Below are 15,855 nucleotides of genomic sequence, written 5' to 3' on the forward strand. Positions count from 1 at the left end.
CCACCTAATCCCTACAAATCTCTTCTACCTTCCAACGCTTTTGATAGTGTTACTTCATCTGCATATTCCAAATCCCCACCGACTGGAAGACCGTGCGCGATACGAGTTGTTCGTACCCCTGATGGCTTTACTAGACGGGAGATATACATCGCCGTTGCCTCTCCCTCGATATTTGGGTTAGTGGCGAGAATCAGTTCTTTTACCTCTTCGTCTTTAAGGCGATTAATTAAATCTGGTACGTTAATATCCTCTGGGCCAATTCCGTCCATTGGAGAAATAGCTCCATGAAGGACATGGTATTTACCGTGGAACTCCTTCATCTTTTCCATTGCTATCACATCTTTAGGATCTTGAACTACACAGATGATGGACGCGTCCCTTGATGTATCCTGACAGATGGAGCATGGATCTTGATCCGTAATATGCCCACACACAGAACAATGCGTTAGTTCACGCTTGGCATTTACGAGAGCCTTGGCAAAGTCCATTACGTCGTCCTCTTTCATATTCAAAACAAAAAATGCCAGTCGGACAGCAGTCTTAGGTCCAATCCCCGGCAATTTTGTAAAACTGTCAATAAGTTTAGATATTGGTTCTGGATAGTACATCATTTTCCTCCTAGAAGCGACACAAGCAAGGGCCTAGACTAACATTGCTATCCACCCACTTGCTATTAAGCCCAGCATGCTGCCTCCCCGCTTCACAGGTGGCAGCGCTGATGTGAAACTAGAACATTCCAGGCATATTCAACCCTTTGGTGAATTGTCCCATCGTGTCATTCGTTTTATCTTCAATTTGCTTAATTACATCGTTTGTTGCTGCAAGGATGAGATCTTGTAGCATATCAATATCATCTGGATCTACAACTTCTTCCTTAATCTGTACATCCGTAATTTCTTTTTTACCATTTGCAGTAACAGTAACCATTCCCCCACCTGCTGATGCCTCAAACGTCATTTCATGGAGTTCATCCTGTGCCTGCATCATTTTTTTCTGCATTTTTTGCATTTGTTTCATCATTCCGCCCATATTTCCCATACCTTTCATGGAAAACGCCTCCTTTAAATTAAACTTAGCATTATTTTACCAAACTTTAGTAAAGCTAATCATGTATTTCAATCAGATCATCTCCAACAAGCTTTCGTGCCTCTTCCACCAGTGGATCAACCTGTTGTTCCTCAGACTCGTTGCTTTTTTCTTGGTTATTTATATAATCTGTTCTAATTTCCGACCAATTCAATTCGGGAATAGGAATAATAGTCAGCTGCTTGTTCAGTACACTTGCAAGTACTGATTCGACCGTCTCCCGGTTATCAAGAAATAAGGAACAGTGAATCTCATACTTAAATGCCACAATTATCGCCTGATCTGATGCTGCTACAGGCTTACTATCCTGTATTGTAGCATGTGCAGGAGCATTTGATGACTTAAGCTTCGAAAGAAAGTTTGCCCACTGACCGTGCACATTTTTCAATGCGGCTTTTTCAGCCTGCTTTAACACATCACGAATGCGCTCATTCGGAATTTTATAGCTATTTTTCGTTGCCCTTGTCTGTGGTCTGCGCTGCTCTCTTGGAGCGGCAGCTTGCACAGCTGCTTGTGGGTTTTGTTTTAAAGCAGCTACTTCTTTTTCTAGCGCTGATAGCTTACTGGTCAGTTTCATGACGGCTTCGGAATCCTCGTTTCTTTCCGTTACCGTTGCTGCTTCAGTTTGCTGTTGTCCGTTTGTAAGAGACAGGACTGCTATTTCAATAAACACCTTGGGACTGTTCGTCCACTTCATCTCTTGCTGGCATTGATTTAGTTCCATGATTGCCTGTTGTACCCATTGGATCGACACAGCTTCTGCCAAAGAAGTAAAGCTTTCATCTGTCCTCGCCCTCTCCAGTAACCCTTCAAGCGATGGAGCACTCTTAAATAGCAGGAGGTCACGCAAGAAGTAAATCATGTCATAGACAAAACGGCCTGGATCTTTACCACGACTTATCAATTCATCCAATTGTTTTAATGCATGTTGGACGTTTTTTTCGTGCATGGATTGTACCATATCCGTTAAAATCTGTTGCGAAACACCGCCAGTAACTGCGAGGACATCCTCCAGTTCAACCTTTTCTTCACTATAGGATATTGCCTGATCTAGTATACTTAGCGCATCACGCATTCCGCCTTCTGCTGCAAGTGCCACTGTTTCCATTGCTTCCTGAGAAACAGAAATACCTTCTGCATCGATAATCGACTGCATACGCTCCACAATCGCTGCATTGGAAATTGGCTTAAAGTCGAACCGTTGGCACCTTGAGAGAATCGTTAATGGAATCTTATGTGGCTCTGTTGTCGCAAGAATAAAGACAACGTGCTTTGGTGGTTCTTCCAATGTTTTTAATAAAGCATTAAAAGCATTCGTAGAGATCATATGCACTTCATCAATAATATATACTTTATAAGGAACAGAGCTGGAAGCGTACTTCACCTTATCCCGTATGTCACGAATATCCTCCACACTTGTGTTGGAGGCCGCGTCAATTTCAATTACATCCGAAATCGACCCATCCTGAATTCCGCGGCAGGCCGCACATTCATTACAAGGTTCCTTTGCGGGCGCCTGTTCACAGTTTATCGTTTTGGCGAAAATTTTTGCAGCACTCGTTTTCCCCGTTCCACGTGGGCCCGAGAATACATAAGCATGCGAAAACTTCTCCTGGACAATCGCATTTTGCAATGTACGTGTAATATGTGTTTGTCCGACTACGTCCTGAAATTTTCTAGGACGCCAAACGCGATATAATGCCTGATAGCTCATAATACAAAATCCCCTCTATGATCTCTTTCTAATTATACTCTATTTACAGGGTGAATGTGAACCGTAGCTTGTTACAGTTTTAACAAAAATAATGTGTGCAAGACAAAAGGTTATACTGTGTAGCCACAAGCCTCCCGGTTACTGCATGATTGAAGTTCTTCTGCCCCCTAATAATAGGGAACAAAAAAGATTAGTGCGTACGTAAATTCTTTATATAAAATCTATTCTGTTTTGCCTGCTTGCTATTTTCCTTTATAATAAATAAGAAACAAGTATGAAGGAGAATTGATATGAGTCTATTAAATGATATCTTATCTTATAATGAAGAATTTGTAGAAAAAAAGGAATATGAAGCATACCAGAAAGGCAAGGTTCCCAATAAACGCTTACTAATCTTGTCATGTATGGATACACGATTAGTCGAACTCTTACCAAAGGCAATGAATGTTGGGAATGGGGACGTGAAAATCTTAAAAACAGCAGGCGCGCTTGTCTCCCACCCCTTCGGCAGTATTATGCGGAGTATTTTAGTTGGTATCTATGAACTTGGCATTGACGAAATATGTGTAGTGGGACACCATGATTGCGGGATGTCCGGGATCAAAGTAGACGCTACACTACAGAAAATGAAAGAGCGTGGTGTGACAGAAGAGAAATTGGATACACTCGCGTTTTCCGGTATTGACTTTGAACAATTTCTACAAGGGTTTGATAATGTAGAGGACAGTGTTAAACACAGTGTTTCCACTGTACATAACCATCCACTGCTGCCAACTGATGTACCCGTACACGGACTTGTAATCAATCCGGATACAGGAAAGCTTGATCTTGTCGTCGATGGATATGCAACTAAATAAAAAGAAAAGCCTTCAGCCCTTAATGGACTGAAGGCTTTTCTTTTTATGTATGCCGTGCACCCACCGTCGATTTGACGGCCCTATGCGTTACCTAAGTTCATGGCTCGGCCCAGGCTTCCCCGCGGCACACGGAGATAACCACTTACTGCTGCTTCCTTCCGGACCTGACAGAATTCATGGGTCTCTGTTGCGCAGGACCTGGACGTCAACACCACTCCCTTAGGGCAGACCATAAAGTCGCCAAACCTTGGGTGGGAATTCGGCCTCGCTATAGCGGATTGCGAGTACAGGGCACCGCTACCTCCCCGCTTAGCACGACATTAACTATTATAACGACTTTTTTAGTAGAATGCAATGATTGTCCCATACAAAAATATGGGAATAAAAGCTGGAGGCGGTTTTAGTCAGACAACGACCCATCCCCAATTTTTCTTTGCCTCCGTAGATCACGAAAGAAATCACGTAAAAGGGAGCCACACTCCTCTTCCAAAATACCACCTGCCACCTCGACTTGGTGGTTAAATCGTTTTTCATCTAATAAATTCATAAGGGTTCCAGCACATCCCGCCTTTGGATCTGGCGCCCCATATACCACTCGCTTTATTCTTGATTGTACAATTGCCCCAGCACACATCGGACATGGTTCTAACGTGACATAGAGTGTGCAGTCCTCTAGGCGCCAGCTCCCTATCTTTTTATTCGCTTCCTCAATCGCAAATAATTCTGCATGCGATAGCGTAGTTTGGGATGCCTCCCGTTCATTATAACCAGTGGCAATGACTTCATCACGAAAAACAATCACAGCGCCGATCGGAACTTCTTTTTTCGCACCTGCTTTTTTCGCTTGTATAATTGCCTGTTCCATAAAATGATCGTCCATCTTCATACATGACACCTTCTTAAGTTTGAATTAGTTCAAATAGGTAATAAATAGAATATGACGTAAAAAGGAGCTGCTAGCATGGAAACGCCACAAAACGATACTGCTGTATTGTTTGTAGATATTATAAACCATTTTGATTTTGATGGTGGAGATGACTTACTCGCCAATACTAAAGAAATTCTACCGAACATGAAAAGGCTTCGTCAATATGCGAAGGATCATGACTTGCCTCTTATTTATATAAATGATCACTATGGCTTATGGCAGGCTGACTTTAAAAAAGTAACAGACTACTGTAAGAATGAGAAGAGCCAAGAAGTGATTGATGCGATTGGTCCAGATGATGACGACTATTTTCTTATTAAACCACAGCATTCGGCCTTTTTCCAAACCCCTCTCCAATCGCTTTTAACAGAGCTCGGAAAAACCAAATTAATTATATCCGGTATTGCAGGGGATATTTGTATTTTGTTTACAGCTAAGGATGCCTATATGTATAAATTTGATTTGAAAATACCAAAAAATTGTATGGCCTCTGAGAATAAGCAAACAAACGACTATGCCCTGTACCTCATGGAGTCTGTAATGAAAGCAGATATTGATACTTTCTAATGACATAAAACGAACCCTTCCTTCATAATTTGTAAGTAGGACATCTATGAAGGAGGGATTTTTTATGCAAATTCACGTGGTCGAACAAGGACAGACCTTATACGAAATAGCAAATACATATAGTACTTCTATAACTGCAATTTCACAAGCGAACGAACTAGACGCTCCAGATAGCCTTGTAGTAGGTCAGGCATTAGTCATTCCTATTATAGGTCGATTTTATTTTGTACAGCAAGGTGACAGCTTGTACTCGATCGCACAGCAATTCAATATGTCACCAGAGGAGCTAGCACGTATTAACCAATTTCCAATTGGAAACATTCTCCCTGTTGGGTATCGACTTTACATCCCCCAGCAGCCTCGAAGATCCATTCAATCCGCTGCATACATTGAGCCAATGGGCGACACAGTTTCACAGACATTAAAAAATGCCGCAACTAAAAATTCTCCATACCTAACATACCTTTCTATTTTCAGTTATAACGTGAATCGAGATGGAACGCTAACACCCCCGCCACTTAATGGGCTAGCAGCAATTGCGGAAGAAAATAATACCGCACTCATGCTTGTTTTAACCAACCTTGAAGAGGGATCATTCAGCGCGGAGCTTGGTCATATTATTTTGACAGTGCAGGCAGTGCAAAATACCTTACTGGATAACATTATGAATGCTGCTGAAGAAGGTGGATATACGGATATTCACTTTGATTTTGAATTTCTCCGTGCAGATGACAGGGAAGCATATAACGCCTTTTTAAGAAAGGCAAAGGAGCGCTTCTCCCAGGCTGGCTTAATGCTATCTACAGCCCTTGCACCCAAAACCAGTGGAACACAGTCAGGGCAATGGTATGAAGCCCATGATTACGCTGCCCATGGAGAAATTGTTGATTTTGTTGTTCTCATGACTTATGAATGGGGATACAGCTACGGCCCTCCACTAGCAGTTTCACCACTCAACGAAGTAAGACGTGTGGTAGAATATGCCCTAACTGTAATGCCCTCTGAAAAAATCATGCTTGGTCAAAATTTATATGGGTATGACTGGACACTTCCTTATGAAGAAGGGGGAGAAGCAGCTCGCGCTGTAAGTCCGCAACAAGCTATAACCATCGCGCGGGAAAATAATGCTGAGATTCAATTTGACCCGGGTTCCCAGGCTCCATTTTTCATATACACAGATGGCGAGGGTAACCAGCATGAGGTGTGGTTTGAGGACGCTCGATCCATTCAAGCAAAATTCAACTTAATTAAAGAACTAAACCTACGAGGAATCGCATATTGGAAACTAGGGCTAGCATTCCCGCAAAATTGGTTATTACTAAACGACCAATTCGAAGTAGAAAAGCTCGTTTAGGTATAGTATTGAAAATGTGCCAACTAAGCAAAGGCTTTTTTACATTAAAAAGCCGAATGGCCATTCGAATTTTGGATAGATATCGAATGCCCCATTCGGCTTTTACTTATATTTAGAAGTTTTTAAACCCAATTCAGCGCGTTTTCTGTAACGCTAAATTAGTACGTCGTTATTATCTTCTCATTACCTTATTTTAAAAGATTTAGGGATTCTCGGTTAAATGCCGGGATATCATCAGGCTGACGGCTTGTTACAAGCTGATTTTGGCAAACTACTACTTCCTCGTCAACTACTGTTGCGCCAGCATATTCCATATCAACTTGAATGGATTTAAAGCCTGTCGCTTTACGTCCTTCTAGAGTCTTCGCTGTAATGAGCAACTGTGGACCATGGCAGATGGCAAATACTGGTTTCTTTTCATCCATAAAATGCTTCGCAAACTTCACAAAGCGGTCATCAGCACGTAATTGGTCTGGTGAAAAACCACCTGGAATGAATAACGCATCGAAATCACTTGGGTTTACATCATCAATACCATAATCAACGCTTAAGCTTTCTTTATTATTCTTTCCTGTTACTTTTGCGCCTTTTTCTTTTTCAATGGTAACCACTTCATGGCCAGCATCTTTAAATGCTTTAGCTGGATCTGTATATTCTACATCCTCAAACATATTTGTAAGCACTGTTGCGATTTTTTTACCCATGAATTATCCGCTCCTTTTAGTAGTATTACATAAATAGGTGTTCCCACTTTAGAGAAAATAAAACATTCTAGTCCTACTAAAAAAATTCGAAAAACCACGAAGCATTGTTGCTCCGTGGCCTTTTCTGTGAAGATATTTTTTAAAAGCGATCTTTAATCTACTATTCTTCTAGGGTTGATGTGTCCCCTGTTGGAAGTCCCAGCTCCCAAGACTTCAGAAGTCTACGCATGATTTTGCCGCTTCTCGTTTTAGGGATAGCATTCTTCACTTCTATTTCTCTTGGAGCAGCATGGGCACTTAGCCCATTTTTTACAAATTTACGAATGTCTTCAAGCAATTCTTCCGACTCCGTATAGCCACTGTTTAATGTGATAAAGGCTTTAATTATCTCTCCACGTTCAGGATCTGGTTTACCTATTACGCCTGCTTCCGCAATCGCCTCATGTTCAATAAGTTTGCTTTCTACTTCGAATGGTCCAACACGTTCACCAGCGGTATTAATCACATCATCCAAGCGACCTTGGAACCAGAAATAGCCGTCCTCATCCTTATACGCACTATCCCCGGAAACATACCATCCATTTATAAAATAGCTTTCATACTTGCTTTGGTTATTCCAAATTCCCCGCATCATGGAAGGCCATCCTTGTTTAATCGCAAGGTTGCCCATTTGTTTTGGTGGGAGCTCATTCCCTTCGTTATCGACAATGGAAGCTTCAATCCCTGGTACAGGTTTCCCCATCGACCCTGGTCGGATTTCCTCTGATGGAATATTGGCAATCAACATTGCACCCGTCTCTGTCATCCACCATGTATCGTGAATCCGCAGGTCAAATGCCTTGAGCCCCCATGTAACAACTTCAGGGTTTAGCGGTTCACCCACACTTAAAATATGACGCAGCGAGGATAAAGCAAACTTATTGGCTACCTCTGCTCCTGCACTCACAAGCATACGAAGAGCTGTTGGGGCAGTATACCAGACACTCACTTCATGGTTTTGAATCGTTCCATACCAATCCTCTGGGGAAAATCTCCCTCCCCTAATAACATTGGTAACGCCATGTAGCCATGGTGCAAAGATGCCATAGCTTGTGCCTGTAACCCAGCCAGGGTCAGCCGTACACCAGTATATATCATCCTGCTTCAGATCAAGCACCCATTCTGCCGTAGCATAATGTTGAATCATGGCATTATGCACATGGTAGACCCCTTTTGGCTTACCAGTTGATCCGGAGGTGTAATGCAATAGCATGCCATCCTCTAAATCTACCCACTCAATAGAAAATTCGTCAGATGCTTGCTTCATTTCTGCCTCGTAGTCAACAAATATAGAAGAGCTTTCTTTACCATTGCCTACAAGCACAATTTTTTCCAAGCTCGGTAAATCATCCTGTGGAACACGTTCCAATAAATCAGGCGTCGTAATCAATACCCTCGCTTCACTATCTTGTAGTCTATCCCGAACAGCTTGCTCCATAAATGCTTCAAATAAAGGCCCTGCTATTGCACCAACCTTCAAAATACCGAAGAAAGCAGCATAAAATTCAGGACTACGCGGCATAAAGAGAAAGACGCGGTCTCCTTTATTAACATCATGTTTTTTCAGGACATTTGCAAAACGGTTACTTTGATTACGTAAATCTTGAAAGGTTAACTTCTCCTCCCTGCCCGGAGCAGAATATAAAAGAGCGGTCTTGTTTTTCTTTTCTGGGTTCTCCGCATGGCGATCAATGGCTTCATAAGCTGCATTGACCTTACCCGTTCCATTCCAGGAAAAGTTCTCTTTTACCTTATCCCAAGAAAAATTTTCTTTCACCTGCTTGTAATCTTTTAAATTGTGATCCCCTTCTCTTGACGGTACTTTCTGCATATCCATCCAATCACCTCAGCATTCTGTTTTTTTGTAAACGATTGCATTTTAACGATCCGAATTGTTTAAAGATTTAGGTAACTAATCCTATTTTAGACTATATGGAAAAAATTTTAAAGTGATTAGATATAAGAATACGAGAATTAGTCCAGAAGAAGGAGAAACTTGTGTATAAGCAAGATAATATAGCAGCACTCTCTGTAAAAAAAAGCATCTATCGCCATTGCGATAGATGCTTCTTACGTCAGGTAAGATTAGCCTTTTCTTCTTTTCTTCGTTCATTCTCAGAAATAATGTAGGCACACGCTGCATCACCTGTAATATTAAGCGATGTCCGTAACATATCAAGTAGACGATCAACTCCAATTATGAGAGCTATCCCTTCTACAGGAAGGTTGACTTGGTTTAAAACCATCGCTAACATGACAAGCCCAACGCCCGGAACACCAGCTGTACCGATGCTTGCCAGTGTTGCTGTTAAGATGATCATTACAATATCACTTACACCAAGCGATGTTGCGTAAACCTGTGCGATAAACACTGTAGCTACTGCCTGCATAATCGCCGTGCCATCCATGTTTATTGTTGCACCTAATGGCTGGACAAAGCTACTGACAGATTTTCTAACACCTAGGTTTTCCTGAGCAGTCTTCATGGCAACAGGTAGGGTTGCACTGGAGCTGGATGTACTAAAACCAAGAGACATCGCAGGGAAAAATCCTTTATAAAATTTCAACGGACTTCCCTTTCCAATCCCCCAAATAGCAAGACTGTACGTAATTGCGCCATGCAGAATGAGCGCGAGAATAACAGCGACCATATACATGACCATTGGCCCAAGAGCATTCAGTCCCGCATCCCCAATGGCAGAAGCGATAAGAGCAAACGCCCCATATGGAGCTAGTTTCATAATCGCATTAACCAGAAAGATTAATAGATCGTTAGCCTGTTCAAACAGGCGATAAATTCCAATTGTTTTCTCACCCAATACTGCAAGTGCCACTCCGATAAAGATAGCAAATGCGATAATCTGCAGCATATTCCCTGAGGTCATCGCTTCTATTGGGTTCTGAGGGATAATGTTAACCAATGTATCCATAATTGGTGGTGCTTCCTGAGACTCGTACTCTACATTACTCGTATCGAACGTCCCAGCTTTTCCTGGCTCCAGAATATAGGCGATACCAAGCCCAATAATTAAGGCGATAGCTGTTGTAACCATATAGAAAAGAATTGTCTGTATACCAATTTTCCCTAACTTTGCCGGATCACCAAGACCAGCAGTACCTAGTACAATGGACACAAATACAATTGGAACGACAATCATCATAATTAAGTTTAAAAATATTTGACCTACAGGGCCTAATAAGTAAGTATCTAGTGGACCATATAGAGATGATGGTGCAAAGCTTAGACCAATTCCCGTAATAACACCGAGAATAAGCGCAATAATAATTTTTTTTGTTAGACTCATAGCCTTAATTCCTTTCTATGTTTTATTCTTTTGTTGTATAACTTGGAATGTTTAGGTCTGTGTGGGAGATTGCTAGAAATGATAAAAATAGATTTGGAATACATGTGCAGGATTGAACCTATTGTATAAAGCATAGACTACCAGTATATGTTATTTTATCATATTTTTATTCAATCGAAAATGGTAATATAACCCCATATTTCGTAACGAAAATGTAACGAATTGGTGGGTGAAATTAAAATACCCGGAATAACTTTATGCAAAGAAGGCACTTGTATATGTTAGAATTATTAGATAATAAGAGGGGGGGGATGGGAATGAGTGATGATAAGGAAACTCCTGAAAGAAGGAGAGAAAGAATAAGACAGGAAGAATTAAAGAGACCTTCTAGCAGTATTCATGGAAGTGTTCTTTCAGATTTAGTTGGTGCTCTAGGCTGGAAGGGGACTTTACTCCTCATCATCCTGATGATAATTGGCTTTTTCGTCGTATCGATATTTGTTAATTAATACCTTCATTATCTTATGTTAAAAGAGATGATCTATTACGTGCTTTTAAAAGAAAAGAAGATAAACATACCTGTCCACAACAAAGCGAAATCTCCATTTTGAATACTCATAGAGAGCAAGGAATGGAGATTTAACCAAATTAGTGTTCTAAGTAGGAATATCTTTATGAATTAATTCTCTTCAAAAAGAATTAATTATTATTCTTAAACTCTATACCCAAGTATGAAAGTGCATCCTTTACTGTAGTCATTACTGGAATAGAGGCCAAATTTAGATTAAGATTTGTTGCTACCATGGCTAACTCAGGTCGTAGCCCTGTGATAATGGTTTGCACGCCAAGCAGAGATAGTACCTTGTTTATTTTAAAAAGTTGATCTGCCACCACATTATCAAGATTATAGATACCAGAGAAATCAATAATTAAAGAACTTATATTTTGATCTTGAACCTTTGATGGTACAATATCTACTAGCTGTCTTGCTCTTTGGTCATCAAAACTGCCTGCTAATGGGAGAATTGCTAATCCGTTAAGTAATGGTACAAGGGTTGCAGATAATTCATTTACTTGTGCCGTCATTTCTATTTGCCTCTGATCAGCTTTTTTTCGTTCTGTAATGTCTCTTACATATGTTTGTATAGCTCTTTTACCCTCGACTACTATAGGGTGACAATATAGTTCAACCTCCACTGTCGTTCCGTCAATTCTATAAACAGTTTCCTCGATAACATCTGCCGGGCGCCCATAGGCAGATTGTATTCTATTTCTAATCGAGTCCTTTGAAGTCTCTTTGAATATGTCTAACGGACTAGACCCGATAATCTCTTTTTTAGTGGCACCGAAAAGTTCTTCTGCCGCTCGATTTATGTACATAATTTGATAATCAGTATGGATGATAAGAGGATCCAAAGAGTACTCTATCACCTCAAGATAGTCGATTTCTGATATTTTGTTACTCATGATATTCCCTCCCAAAACAACTGCTTTTAAATTTAGCCAAGTACTATAATGAATCTGTTCATTATATCAAAGAATATTTACTAATGACATTATTAGAGAGCGTCTGATTTAATAGAAACATACTAAATTCCTAAGCCCTAGGCTCTCTATGCTTATATTGCTTAATGCGGTTTACCTTGTTTAGAAAACACAAAAAACCCCCTTTCCATTAAAAACGGAAAGAGGGCGCTAAGTATCCATTAAACTAGTAATGCCCCCGGCAGGATTCGAACCTGCGACACACGGTTTAGGAAACCGATGCTCTATCCCCTGAGCTACGAGGGCCCGAAAAAAATGCTACATACTTACTAATCGCTACCAGTATTCGCCACATCCAGCTCCAGCGCCCAGAAACTAGCTAGACTTCCCTCACCTTCGTACGATAAGTCAACATCAACTCCCTTCGGTCGCTGTGTTTCCTTTATCTCCTACGGATCAGTCCAGTCCGTACTTAACGGCCACTTACGCTTTTGTTCAACGTACAAATCATTATACAAAAAGGAGGGCAATTTGAAAAGCATAACATTTTTTTCACATGGTATGGGCTACCGTTGTGTGGTAAAATATAATACATCTTGTTCAATGGAATATGGATTGGAGGAATAGCCATGTCAGGAGTTCCTTTTATCGCAATAGAAGGACCAATCGGGATTGGAAAGACATCCCTAGCTAAAAAACTTTCTGTTCATTATGACTTTCACTTATTAAAGGAAATTGTTGAGGAAAACCCTTTTCTCGGTAAATTCTATGATGATATTGACGAGTGGAGCTTTCAAACAGAAATGTTTTTTTTATGCAATCGATTTAAACAGCTTGAAGATATCGAGAAAAAGTTTTTAAACCAGGACAAAGCCGCTGTAGCGGATTATCATATATCGAAAAACATGATCTTTGCAAAGCGTACTTTACAGCCAGATAAGTTTGAGAAATATGAACAAATATATCATATTTTAACTCGCGATATGCCTGTGCCTAACATGATGATTTATCTGCATGCGAGTTTGGATACCATTCTCGAACGTATCCGGATGCGTGGACGGGATATTGAACAGAACATTAAAGCATCCTATCTTGCACAACTTGCACAGGACTATGAGGACTATATGAATGAATTTGAAATACTTCATCCAGATATCCCCGTGATTCGAATTGATGGAGACAAGGTTGATTTTGTAAAGCATCAGCATGATTTGGATGGGATTATAGAGCAGGTCGATAAACAACTGCAAAGCTTCCGTGCAATGAGACGATAGGTGAACAGCGTAAATATGAAAAAAGGGGAACTACCGATGAATTTAAGAGAAAAATACCTTATACCAAATGACAGCATTATAACGATTGCCGGTACAGTTGGTGTCGGGAAATCGACGATGACAAAGGCCTTGGCGAATGCATTACAGTTTAAAACATCCTTTGAAAAAGTGGACACAAATCCATATTTGGAAAATTTCTATGCAGACTTTGAGCGTTGGAGTTTCCATTTACAAGTCTACTTCCTAGCTGAGCGCTTCAAAGAACAAAAGAAAATCTTTGAATACGGCGGTGGCTTTATCCAGGATCGTTCTATCTATGAGGATACTGGTATATTTGCTAAAATGCATTACGAAAATGGAACGATGTCAAAAACGGATTATGACACCTATACAAATCTATTTGAAGCCATGGTGATGACCCCTTATTTCCCACACCCTGATCTACTTATTTATTTAGAAGGTTCATTTGACGAAGTCGTGGACCGTATTCAAGAACGTGGTAGGGAAATGGAGAAAAGCACACCTAATTCATATTGGGAAGAAATGTACAACCGTTATTCCAATTGGATTGATAACTTTAATGCCTGCCCAATTTTGCGCATTAATATCTCAGATTATGATCTAATGAAAAAAGAAGATTCCATTGAGCCAATCCTTGAAAAAATTGGCCATTTTATTCAGCAGTCCAGACGCTGGAAATCCAGAGAAATTATGAAATAAAACCAAACTATTAATTGAAAACACCCTATTGTAAAAGAGTGCCAATCTGGCTTTTTCACAGTAGGGTGTTTTATATGACGAGGCATGCTCTACAGTTAAATAAAAATCCAGATGGCAATCAAAACAATAGCGAGTATAGCCCAAAAGAAAAATTGCTTGTTAAATCCTTTACTCTTTTCCCCCATTCAGCCTTCCCCCTAATCGTTTATTGCTCATTAGCCATTCTTTTTACCAAGCTCTATCGAACGATCTCTTGCACTCTCGACACAGTTCCTTACAATCTGGTCAAAATCATTCTCTTTTAATGCTTCGATACCTGCCTGTGTTGTTCCTGCTGGACTAGTGATTTTCTCTCGTAATACTTCTGCAGAATCACCTGACTGCTTCAACATTTCACCTGCTCCACGTACGGTTTGAGTAATTAAAGCCTTTGCTATTTCCTGATCAAGCCCAGAGTCGATAGCGGCCTTTTCCATTGCTTCTACCAAATAGTAAATGTAGGCAGGGCCGCTTCCAGAAATGCCTGTCACAATATGCATATCCTCTTCTTCTACAATAACGGTCGTACCAATTGTATCAAACAGCTCCTGTGCCATTACAATATGTGCTTCTTTCGCAAACGCACCCGCCGAAATGGCTGTTGCAGAGTATCCAATTGAAGCAGAGGTGTTTGGCATGGCGCGAATGACTGGAATGTCTTGACCAGTAAGGGAGGCGATATAGTCTGTAGAGATTCCGGCAATCACAGAAACAAGCAACTGATCTTGCTTGATATGTTCCTTAATAGAGTTTACTGCTGCCTCTAGATCGTAAGGCTTTGTTGCTAGAACGATAACATCAGCATCCCTTACAACGTCCGCCTTATCTTGCATGCTTGTAATTAAATACTTTTCCTCAAGACGTTCTACTCGTTCTTTATTACTCTTATTCGTTACGATAATATCATCGTTTTCCAATACATTGGCCTGAACAATCCCAGAAATAATGGATTCTGCCATAGAGCCTGCTCCGATAAAGGCAATCTTCTTCATTTTCTATTCCTCCTTTTTATTTCAAAACATCTAATAAAAAAACTCACTCCATCCTGAATCATCTCAGGACGGAATGAGTTTCCGCGGTACCACCTATATTGGCATATTTATGCCCAGCTTTTATTGTCAACACAGTTCCACTGCGGTTAGCTTTTTACTAACTACTCTCAGGCAGGTTCATATACGCTGTCCCCAATGGAATTTTTCAGCCGGTGAATTCCAATCTCTTTCAGGCGCTTATATACTACTAGTCTGATCAACGTCTTATTATTAATTTTTATTACTATATGTCTTCAAAGCAAAAAAGTCAAGATATAATGTTAGAAAACTCGCATTTGCTCGCCCTTTAGCAAATGCGTACTTTTTTCTTATACTTGGAACCTCAGAATTTCAACTGCGTCGACTTTGCTTCCTTGCTGAAATTTTATACTTTCCTAACGTGTAAAGAAAAAAACCGCTACTAAGTAACGGTTTTTTTTATCTCCAAATTTTATGCGCTATTTAAATTAATGGAGGAGGTAGAGGGATTCGAACCCCCGCGCGGTTTGACCCGCCTGTCGGTTTTCAAGACCGATCCCTTCAGCCAGACTTGGGTATACCTCCGTGGCAACAGAATATAATATATCATGCTCAAAAAAAGATGTCAATTATTTTTCTACAAAAAATTTAAAGATGTCGAATGACGTGAAAGAAGACTAAATTAGTTTAACCAAAAAATAGATTCTCCAACAATGCTAAGAACACGATTGAGCCAAGAGCAATTGGAATAGAAATGCATAGTTTAGTTCGAA

15 protein-coding genes, 2 tRNA genes and 1 other RNA gene are annotated in these 15,855 nt (G+C 40.5%); 6 read left to right on the forward strand and 12 right to left on the reverse strand.

Features of this window, described 5'->3' with window-relative positions:
• Positions 1 to 11 precede the first annotated feature (11 nt).
• The 3 genes from recR to dnaX form a co-directional block, all read right to left on the reverse strand.
• Positions 12 to 608, reverse strand: coding sequence for a recombination mediator RecR (gene recR, locus ACTWPF_RS00335; protein ID WP_036578160.1), 597 nt, complete (start codon positions 606 to 608; stop codon positions 12 to 14).
• Positions 609 to 726: 118 nt separating this feature from the next.
• Complete coding sequence (locus ACTWPF_RS00340) at positions 727 to 1,047, reverse strand: YbaB/EbfC family nucleoid-associated protein (RefSeq protein WP_036578159.1); 321 nt, start codon at positions 1,045 to 1,047, stop codon at positions 727 to 729.
• A 55-nt stretch (positions 1,048 to 1,102) separates the two neighbouring features.
• The gene (gene dnaX / locus ACTWPF_RS00345; RefSeq protein ID WP_443147941.1) at positions 1,103 to 2,800 is read right to left on the reverse strand and encodes a DNA polymerase III subunit gamma/tau; all 1,698 of its coding nucleotides are present in this window, start codon (positions 2,798 to 2,800) and stop codon (positions 1,103 to 1,105) included.
• A gap of 290 nt (positions 2,801 to 3,090) precedes the next feature.
• On the opposite strand from dnaX, the gene ACTWPF_RS00350 reads away from it, so the two are divergent.
• Positions 3,091 to 3,657 carry a beta-class carbonic anhydrase gene (locus ACTWPF_RS00350; protein WP_443147942.1) on the forward strand — a complete coding sequence of 189 codons (567 nt, stop codon included), beginning with the start codon at positions 3,091 to 3,093 and terminating at the stop codon, positions 3,655 to 3,657.
• 52 nt (positions 3,658 to 3,709) lie between these two features.
• Here ACTWPF_RS00350 and ffs read toward each other — a convergent pair.
• Both ffs and tadA read right to left on the reverse strand, forming a co-directional pair.
• Positions 3,710 to 3,975, reverse strand: an RNA gene (gene ffs / locus ACTWPF_RS00355) — signal recognition particle sRNA large type.
• A gap of 82 nt (positions 3,976 to 4,057) precedes the next feature.
• Positions 4,058 to 4,543, reverse strand: coding sequence for a tRNA adenosine(34) deaminase TadA (gene tadA, locus ACTWPF_RS00360; protein ID WP_443147943.1), 486 nt, complete (start codon positions 4,541 to 4,543; stop codon positions 4,058 to 4,060).
• A 75-nt stretch (positions 4,544 to 4,618) separates the two neighbouring features.
• Between tadA and ACTWPF_RS00365 the strand changes: the two genes are divergently transcribed.
• Together ACTWPF_RS00365 and ACTWPF_RS00370 are read left to right on the forward strand one after the other, a co-directional pair.
• Positions 4,619 to 5,152, forward strand: coding sequence for an isochorismatase family cysteine hydrolase (locus ACTWPF_RS00365; RefSeq protein ID WP_106895351.1), 534 nt, complete (start codon positions 4,619 to 4,621; stop codon positions 5,150 to 5,152).
• A gap of 64 nt (positions 5,153 to 5,216) precedes the next feature.
• Positions 5,217 to 6,506, forward strand: a complete 1,290-nt coding sequence (locus ACTWPF_RS00370; protein WP_443147944.1) for a glycosyl hydrolase family 18 protein — start codon at positions 5,217 to 5,219, stop codon at positions 6,504 to 6,506.
• A gap of 188 nt (positions 6,507 to 6,694) precedes the next feature.
• Here the strand turns inward: ACTWPF_RS00370 and ACTWPF_RS00375 are convergent, their stop codons facing one another.
• The 3 genes from ACTWPF_RS00375 to ACTWPF_RS00385 form a co-directional block, all read right to left on the reverse strand.
• Positions 6,695 to 7,210 carry a type 1 glutamine amidotransferase domain-containing protein gene (locus tag ACTWPF_RS00375; protein ID WP_036578153.1) on the reverse strand — a complete coding sequence of 172 codons (516 nt, stop codon included), beginning with the start codon at positions 7,208 to 7,210 and terminating at the stop codon, positions 6,695 to 6,697.
• Positions 7,211 to 7,370: 160 nt separating this feature from the next.
• Complete coding sequence (gene acsA / locus ACTWPF_RS00380; protein WP_443147945.1) at positions 7,371 to 9,086, reverse strand: acetate--CoA ligase; 1,716 nt, start codon at positions 9,084 to 9,086, stop codon at positions 7,371 to 7,373.
• Positions 9,087 to 9,324: 238 nt separating this feature from the next.
• Positions 9,325 to 10,554, reverse strand: a complete 1,230-nt coding sequence (locus tag ACTWPF_RS00385; protein ID WP_106895348.1) for a dicarboxylate/amino acid:cation symporter — start codon at positions 10,552 to 10,554, stop codon at positions 9,325 to 9,327.
• A gap of 317 nt (positions 10,555 to 10,871) precedes the next feature.
• Between ACTWPF_RS00385 and ACTWPF_RS00390 the strand changes: the two genes are divergently transcribed.
• Complete coding sequence (locus ACTWPF_RS00390) at positions 10,872 to 11,063, forward strand: DUF6366 family protein (RefSeq protein ID WP_443147946.1); 192 nt, start codon at positions 10,872 to 10,874, stop codon at positions 11,061 to 11,063.
• A gap of 190 nt (positions 11,064 to 11,253) precedes the next feature.
• Here the strand turns inward: ACTWPF_RS00390 and ACTWPF_RS00395 are convergent, their stop codons facing one another.
• Together ACTWPF_RS00395 and ACTWPF_RS00400 are read right to left on the reverse strand one after the other, a co-directional pair.
• On the reverse strand, positions 11,254 to 12,021 hold the full coding sequence (locus ACTWPF_RS00395) for a PAS domain S-box protein (protein WP_106895346.1): 768 nt from the start codon (positions 12,019 to 12,021) through the stop codon (positions 11,254 to 11,256).
• A gap of 251 nt (positions 12,022 to 12,272) precedes the next feature.
• Positions 12,273 to 12,345 (reverse strand) — tRNA-Arg (locus ACTWPF_RS00400).
• A gap of 323 nt (positions 12,346 to 12,668) precedes the next feature.
• Between ACTWPF_RS00400 and ACTWPF_RS00405 the strand changes: the two genes are divergently transcribed.
• Positions 12,669 to 13,313 carry a deoxynucleoside kinase gene (locus ACTWPF_RS00405; RefSeq protein ID WP_238021042.1) on the forward strand — a complete coding sequence of 215 codons (645 nt, stop codon included), beginning with the start codon at positions 12,669 to 12,671 and terminating at the stop codon, positions 13,311 to 13,313.
• A 36-nt stretch (positions 13,314 to 13,349) separates the two neighbouring features.
• Positions 13,350 to 14,033 carry a deoxynucleoside kinase gene (locus ACTWPF_RS00410; protein ID WP_106895344.1) on the forward strand — a complete coding sequence of 228 codons (684 nt, stop codon included), beginning with the start codon at positions 13,350 to 13,352 and terminating at the stop codon, positions 14,031 to 14,033.
• A gap of 215 nt (positions 14,034 to 14,248) precedes the next feature.
• On the opposite strand, the gene proC is transcribed toward ACTWPF_RS00410, so the two are convergent.
• Positions 14,249 to 15,064, reverse strand: a complete 816-nt coding sequence (gene proC / locus ACTWPF_RS00415) for a pyrroline-5-carboxylate reductase (RefSeq protein ID WP_161464184.1) — start codon at positions 15,062 to 15,064, stop codon at positions 14,249 to 14,251.
• A 510-nt stretch (positions 15,065 to 15,574) separates the two neighbouring features.
• A tRNA-Ser gene (locus ACTWPF_RS00420) sits at positions 15,575 to 15,667 on the reverse strand.
• Between the last annotated feature and the right edge of the window lie 188 nt (positions 15,668 to 15,855).

It is taken from the genome of Oceanobacillus sp. M65, assembly GCF_052246275.1.
Taxonomy (GTDB): domain Bacteria; phylum Bacillota; class Bacilli; order Bacillales; family Amphibacillaceae; genus Oceanobacillus_B; species Oceanobacillus_B jordanicus.

Coding starts and splice junctions, on each gene's coding strand:
- acsA (WP_443147945.1), bottom strand. CDS start 9,086: ATGGATATGCAGAAAGTACCGTCAAGAGAAGGGGATCACAATTTAAAA.
- recR (WP_036578160.1), bottom strand. CDS start 608: ATGTACTATCCAGAACCAATATCTAAACTTATTGACAGTTTTACAAAA.
- tadA (WP_443147943.1), bottom strand. CDS start 4,543: ATGAAGATGGACGATCATTTTATGGAACAGGCAATTATACAAGCGAAA.
- proC (WP_161464184.1), bottom strand. CDS start 15,064: ATGAAGAAGATTGCCTTTATCGGAGCAGGCTCTATGGCAGAATCCATT.
- ACTWPF_RS00350 (WP_443147942.1), top strand. CDS start 3,091: ATGAGTCTATTAAATGATATCTTATCTTATAATGAAGAATTTGTAGAA.
- dnaX (WP_443147941.1), bottom strand. CDS start 2,800: ATGAGCTATCAGGCATTATATCGCGTTTGGCGTCCTAGAAAATTTCAG.
- ACTWPF_RS00375 (WP_036578153.1), bottom strand. CDS start 7,210: ATGGGTAAAAAAATCGCAACAGTGCTTACAAATATGTTTGAGGATGTA.
- ACTWPF_RS00410 (WP_106895344.1), top strand. CDS start 13,350: ATGAATTTAAGAGAAAAATACCTTATACCAAATGACAGCATTATAACG.
- ACTWPF_RS00385 (WP_106895348.1), bottom strand. CDS start 10,554: ATGAGTCTAACAAAAAAAATTATTATTGCGCTTATTCTCGGTGTTATT.
- ACTWPF_RS00390 (WP_443147946.1), top strand. CDS start 10,872: ATGAGTGATGATAAGGAAACTCCTGAAAGAAGGAGAGAAAGAATAAGA.
- ACTWPF_RS00370 (WP_443147944.1), top strand. CDS start 5,217: ATGCAAATTCACGTGGTCGAACAAGGACAGACCTTATACGAAATAGCA.
- ACTWPF_RS00405 (WP_238021042.1), top strand. CDS start 12,669: ATGTCAGGAGTTCCTTTTATCGCAATAGAAGGACCAATCGGGATTGGA.
- ACTWPF_RS00395 (WP_106895346.1), bottom strand. CDS start 12,021: ATGAGTAACAAAATATCAGAAATCGACTATCTTGAGGTGATAGAGTAC.
- ACTWPF_RS00365 (WP_106895351.1), top strand. CDS start 4,619: ATGGAAACGCCACAAAACGATACTGCTGTATTGTTTGTAGATATTATA.
- ACTWPF_RS00340 (WP_036578159.1), bottom strand. CDS start 1,047: ATGAAAGGTATGGGAAATATGGGCGGAATGATGAAACAAATGCAAAAA.